Here is a 5,529-nt window from a genome sequence, read left to right on the forward strand (position 1 = left end):
GTGATCGTGCCGGTCTTGTCGAGCAGCAGCGTGTCGATGTCGCCCGCCGCCTCGACCGCGCGGCCCGACTTGGCGAGCACGTTGAAGCGCACCAGCCTGTCCATGCCCGCGATGCCGATCGCCGAGAGCAACGCCGCGATCGTGGTCGGGATCAGCGTGATCAGCAGCGCAGCCAGGATCGCGACGGGCACGCTGCCGCCGGCATAGCTGGCGAAGCCGGGAATCGTGCTCACTGCGATCAGGAAGATAATGGTGAGGCCGACCAGCAGGATCGTCAGCGCGACCTCGTTCGGGGTCTTCTGCCGCTCGGCACCCTCCACCAGCGCGATCATGCGGTCGAGGAAGCCTTGGCCCGGCTCCTGAGTCACGCGCACCTTGATCCGGTCGGAGATGACGCGCGTGCCCGCGGTCACCGCGCTGCGGTCGCCGCCCGCCTCGCGGATCACCGGCGCGCTCTCGCCGGTGATCGCGGCCTCGTTGACGCTGGCGACGCCCTCGACCACCTCGCCGTCGGCGGGGATCAGGTCGCCGGTCTCGACCAGCACCAGCTCGCCCATGCTCAGCCGGCTCGCGGGGACCAGCTCATAGGTGTCGCCGACGCCAAGCAGCAGCTTGGCGCGCAGGTCCGCCTTGGTCTCGCGCAGGCTGGCGGCCTGAGCGCGACCGCGGCCCTCGGCCAGCGCCTCGGCAAAGGTGCCGAACAGCACGGTCAGCCACAGCCACACGATGAGCTGGAGCTGGAACGGGAGCGAGAGCTTCTCCCCGCCCAGTACGAGCAGCCCGGTGAGGAGCAGCGCCACCACGGCGGTGGTGAACAGCACCGGGTTCTTGATCAGCTGACGCGGATCGAGCTTGCGGAACGCGTCGCGACAAGCGGGAACGACCAGTTCGGCCTTGAAGATCGAGGATGTCGTCATGGCGATTGCCTTCAGAACAGCTGGCCGCCGGCCATCGCGAGATGATCCGCGATCGGGCCTAGGGCCAGCGACGGGAGGAAGGTGAGTCCGCCCAGGATGAGGATGATGCCGACCAGCAGGCCGACCCACAGGCCGCCGGTGGTCGGAAAGGAGCCGGTCGAGGCGGGGGTGTACTTCTTCGCCGCCAGACTGCCCGCGATGGCGAGCACTGGCACGATCACGAAGAAGCGGCCGAGCCACATCGCGAGCCCGAGCAGCCCGTTGTACCACGGCGTGCCGGCGGTGAGCCCGGCAAAGGCCGAGCCGTTGTTGCCGGTGCCCGAGGCGAAGGCATAGAGGATCTCGGTGAAGCCGTGCGGCCCCTTGTTCAGCGGCCCGGCGAGCCCGTCGGGCATCACCGCGGACAGCGCAGTCAGGCCGAGGATGCACAGCGGCGCGATCGCGATGGCGAGCACGGCTAGCTTGACCTCGCGCGCCTCGATCTTCTTGCCGGCATATTCGGGCGTGCGCCCGACCATCAGCCCGGCGACGAACACAGCGAGGATGGCGAACAGCAAGAAGCCGTAGATGCCCGCGCCGACGCCGCCGACCACGACTTCGCCGAGCTGCATGTTGAACAGCGGGACGAGCCCCCCCAGCGCGGTGAAGCTGTCGTGCATCGCGTTGACCGCGCCGCACGAGGCCGCGGTGGTGACGGCGGCGAACAGGATGCTGCCGACGATGCCGAAGCGGACTTCCTTGCCCTCCATGTTGCCGCCCGGAACGCCGAGCGCATGGAGGTTGGGGTTGCCCGCCGCTTCCGCCCAATAGGCAATGGCGACGCCGGCGATGAACAGGATCGCCATCGCAGCGAGGATCGTCCAGCCCTGCCGCGTGTCGCCCACCGCCTTGCCGAAGGTCCAGGTGAGGCCGACGCCGATCAGGAAGATCGACAGCATCTGCACCAGGTTGGTGACCGCGGTCGGATTCTCGAACGGATGCGCGCTGTTGGCGTTGAAGAAGCCGCCGCCATTCGTGCCGAGCATCTTGATCGCCTCCTGCGAAGCGACAGGGCCCAGCGCGATATTCTGCTGCGCGCCCTCCACCGTCGTGGCGACAGCCATCGCGTCGAAGGTCTGCGGCACCCCGCTCGCGATCAGATAGATCGAATAGACGACGCAGATCGGCAGCAGCAGGTAGAGCGTGACCCGGGTCATGTCGGCCCAGAAATTGCCCACGCCCTTCGCCTCGCGCCGAGCGAAGCCGCGGAACAGCGCGAAGGCGATGGCGATACCGGTCGCTGCGCTCAGGAAGTTGTGGATCGCGAGCCCCAGCATCTGGCTGAGGTTGGTCATCGCCACCTCGCCGGCATACCATTGCCAGTTGGTGTTGGTGGAGAAGCTGATCGCGGCGTTCATCGCACCGTCCGGCCCGACCGCGGCCAGGCCGCGCGGGTTCATCGGCAGTACCGCCTGCAGCCGCAAGATCGCATAGGTCAGCAGCAGCAGCGCGAGGTTGAACAGGATCATATGCAGCGCGTAGCGGCGCCAGCTCTGCTCCTCGTTCGGGTCGATGCCGGAAAGGTGGTAAAAGCCGCGCTCGACCGGGCCGAGCACGGCGTGGAGCGGCGTGCGCCGCCCCTCGTAAAGCGCATGGAGCCACATGCCGATCGGCTTGGCCAGCGCGGCGAGAAGGGCGACGAAGAGCGCGATCAGCGCCCAGCCGGTCAGGGTCATCTTGCGTCCCCCATCAGAATTTCTCGGGTCGCAGCAGCGCTGCGACCAGATAGGCGAGCAGGCCGAGCGCGGTGAGCCCGGCGAGAATAAGGTGAGTCGTCATCGCGTCAGGCTCCGTCGCACAGGCGGACGAAGGCCAGCGTCAATGCGACCAGCCCGCCCAGAATGGCGAGCCACAGAAGGTCAAGCATCGGATCGGTCCCGGTTGTCGCCGCCGGGATGGCGGCCCGGCCGCTCACCTAGGGATTGAGGGCGTAAAGGTTCGACGGCGAATGCGGCGGCAGCGCGTTAGGAAAACATAAGCATTGCTATCAAGGACTGGACTTTCGCCGCGCCTTCCCCAACCCCGTTCGGGCTGAGCCGTCGAAGCCCCGTCCTGTTCTTCGCTAGCGTAGAGGGCCTTTCGACAAGCTCAGGGCGAACGGAGTTCGATACTGGCGATGACCGATCCTTCCCGCCCGTCCCCCGAAGCGCTGTTGCGCGCGGCGAAGCGGGAAGCGCGCGGCAAGCTCAAGATCTTCCTCGGCGCGGCGCCGGGCGTGGGCAAGACCTTCGAGATGCTGCGCGAGGGCGCCGAACGGCTCAGCGCGGAGGTGGATGTCGTCGTCGCAGTCGTCGACACCCATGGCCGCGCCGAGACCGAAGCGCTGACCGCACCGTTCGAGATCATCCCGCGTCGCACGATCGACTATCGCGGGCACAAGCTCACCGAAATGGATCTCGACGCGGTGCTCGCCCGCCGCCCGGCACTCGCTTTGGTCGACGAGTTCGCTCATACCAATGTCGAGGGCAGCCGCCATCCCAAGCGCTGGCAGGACGCGATGGAGCTGCTCGACGCGGGCATCGACGTCTACACCACGCTCAACATCCAGCATGTCGAGAGCCTCAACGACGTCGTCGCCAGCTTCACCCGCGTCCGCGTGCGCGAGACCGTGCCCGACAGCGTGTTCGAGGGCGCCGAGATCGAGGTGGTGGACCTGCCCCCCGACGAGCTGATCGAGCGGCTCAAGGACGGCAAGGTCTACATCCCCGACGAGGCGTCGCGCGCGCTCGGCCACTTCTTCTCCAAGCCCAACCTGTCGGCGCTGCGCGAGATGGCGCTGCGCCGCGCCGCACTCAGCATCGATCAGGCGCTGGTCGAGCATCTCGACGAAGGCGCGCTGCCCGGCACCTATGCCGGCGGCGAGCGCGTGCTGGTCGCGGTCAGCGAACTGCCCGGCGCCGATGCGATCGTGCGCGCGGCCAAGCGGCTCGCCGACGCGCTCAAGGCGCCGTGGCAGGCAGTCTATATCGAGACGCCGCGCGCCGAGCGGCTGAACGAGGAGGCCAAGCGTCGCGTCGCCGAGACGCTGCGGCTCGCCGCAACGCTCGGCGCGACGATCGCGACCTTGCCGGCGGAGCGCGTGATCGACGGCCTCGCCCAGCATGTCCGCGACACCCGCTCGACTCAGCTCGTGCTCGGCAAGTCGGTGCGAAGCTGGTGGTTCGAGCTGCGCCACGGCTCGGTGGTGACGGCGATGCTGCGCGCGCGCGACGGCCTCGCGGTGCATGTCATCCCGTCCGCGCCGAGCATCGCCGCCAGCGAGGCGAACGGGTCGGGCCAGGGCTGGGGGCCTGCGTCCGCCTATCTCATCGTCGCGGTGCTGGTGGCGGGCGCGGCGCTGCTGGGCCAGCTCGCCGAGCCGCTGATCGGGCTGTCGGGAGTCGACTTGATCTTCCTGCTGCCGGTGATCCTCGCGTCGAACCGTTACGGGCTGCGCCCGGGCCTAGCCGCCGGGCTGCTGTCGGCGCTCGCCTACAACTTCTTCTTCCTGCCGCCGCTGCATACTTTCACCATCGCCGACCCGCGCAGCGTGCTGACGCTGTTCGTGCTGATGGGAGTCGCGGCGTTCACCGCGCATCTCGCTGGCCGGCTCAAGACCCGCGCGACGATCGGCGCGCGCAGCGCATTGGAGAACGCCGCGGTCGCCGCGTTCGGCCAGTCGCTCGCGCGCGTTTCCGACTGGCAGGCGACGAGCGAGGTCGTGTGCGGCGAGCTGGCGGCTCTGTTCGACCTCCAGACCGTACTGCTCAACGAACGCGACGGCGCGCTCGTCATCGTCGCCGCTTCCCCCGCCGGCGCCATGCTCAGCCCAGTGGACCAGGCCGCGGCGGAGTGGAGCTGGTCGCGCGGCGAGCTCGCCGGCAGCGGCACCGCGACGCTCAACGCCGCCGACTGGCAGTTCCATCCGCTCAAGACCGCATTGGGCGTGCTCGCCATCGTCGGCCTGTCGCGCGGCGACGGCCGCGATCCGGTCAGCGCCGATCGCGCAGTACTGTTGCAGACCTTGCTCGGCCAGGCGGCGCTGGCACATGAGCGGCTGAGCCTCGAGAGCCAGGTGCGCGAGGTGGCGCTGCTCAAGGAGCGCGACCGGCTGCGTGCGGCGCTGCTGTCGTCGATCGGGCACGACCTGCGTACCCCGCTGACTTCGGTCTCGGGCGCGATCGACGCGATCGCCGCCGAGCATCCCGATGCCGAGGCGATCCCGCTCGCCCGCGCCGAGGTGGCACGGCTGCGGCGGTTCCTCGACAATCTCGTCGACATGATCCGCATCGATTCGGGCGCGCTCACCCTGTCGATCGAGCCGATCGACCTGACCGACGCGATCGGCAGCGCGGTCCATGACCTCAAGGAGACGCTGCGCGGCAGGCATATCGATCTCCAGGTGCCCGCCAACCTCCCGCTGGTGCGCGCCGATCCGACATTACTGCACCACATCCTCATCAACCTGCTCGCCAATGCCGCGCAGCATGGCGGTGACAACGGCCGGATCGTGATCGAGGGGCGGCGAACACCGGATTCGGTGGAACTCGCGATCCGCGACCAGGGCCGTGGCCTCGTACCCGGTACCGAGCAC

4 protein-coding genes are annotated in these 5,529 nt (G+C 68.7%); 1 reads left to right on the forward strand and 3 read right to left on the reverse strand.

All coding sequences use genetic code 11. From position 1 onward, the window contains the following. The 3 genes from ABDV68_RS18070 to kdpF all read right to left on the reverse strand — a co-directional run. Positions 1 to 917 (reverse strand): HAD-IC family P-type ATPase (locus ABDV68_RS18070; RefSeq protein ID WP_343521489.1); only part of this gene is annotated, 917 nt, incomplete at its 3' end. 11 nt (positions 918 to 928) lie between these two features. Continuing rightward, positions 929 to 2,632 (reverse strand): potassium-transporting ATPase subunit KdpA, encoded by a 1,704-nt coding sequence (kdpA, locus tag ABDV68_RS18075; protein ID WP_343521490.1) that lies wholly within the window; start codon positions 2,630 to 2,632, stop codon positions 929 to 931. 13 nt (positions 2,633 to 2,645) lie between these two features. Next, a complete protein-coding gene (gene kdpF / locus ABDV68_RS18080; RefSeq protein WP_343521491.1) occupies positions 2,646 to 2,735 on the reverse strand; it encodes a K(+)-transporting ATPase subunit F in 90 nt (29 codons plus the stop codon). 337 nt (positions 2,736 to 3,072) lie between these two features. Between kdpF and ABDV68_RS18085 the strand changes: the two genes are divergently transcribed. Next, positions 3,073 to 5,529, forward strand: a 2,457-nt coding sequence (locus tag ABDV68_RS18085; RefSeq protein ID WP_343521492.1) for a sensor histidine kinase KdpD, incomplete at its 3' end; no start/stop codon positions are given.

The organism is Sphingomonas sp., assembly GCF_039595165.1.
Lineage (GTDB): Bacteria > Pseudomonadota > Alphaproteobacteria > Sphingomonadales > Sphingomonadaceae > Sphingomonas.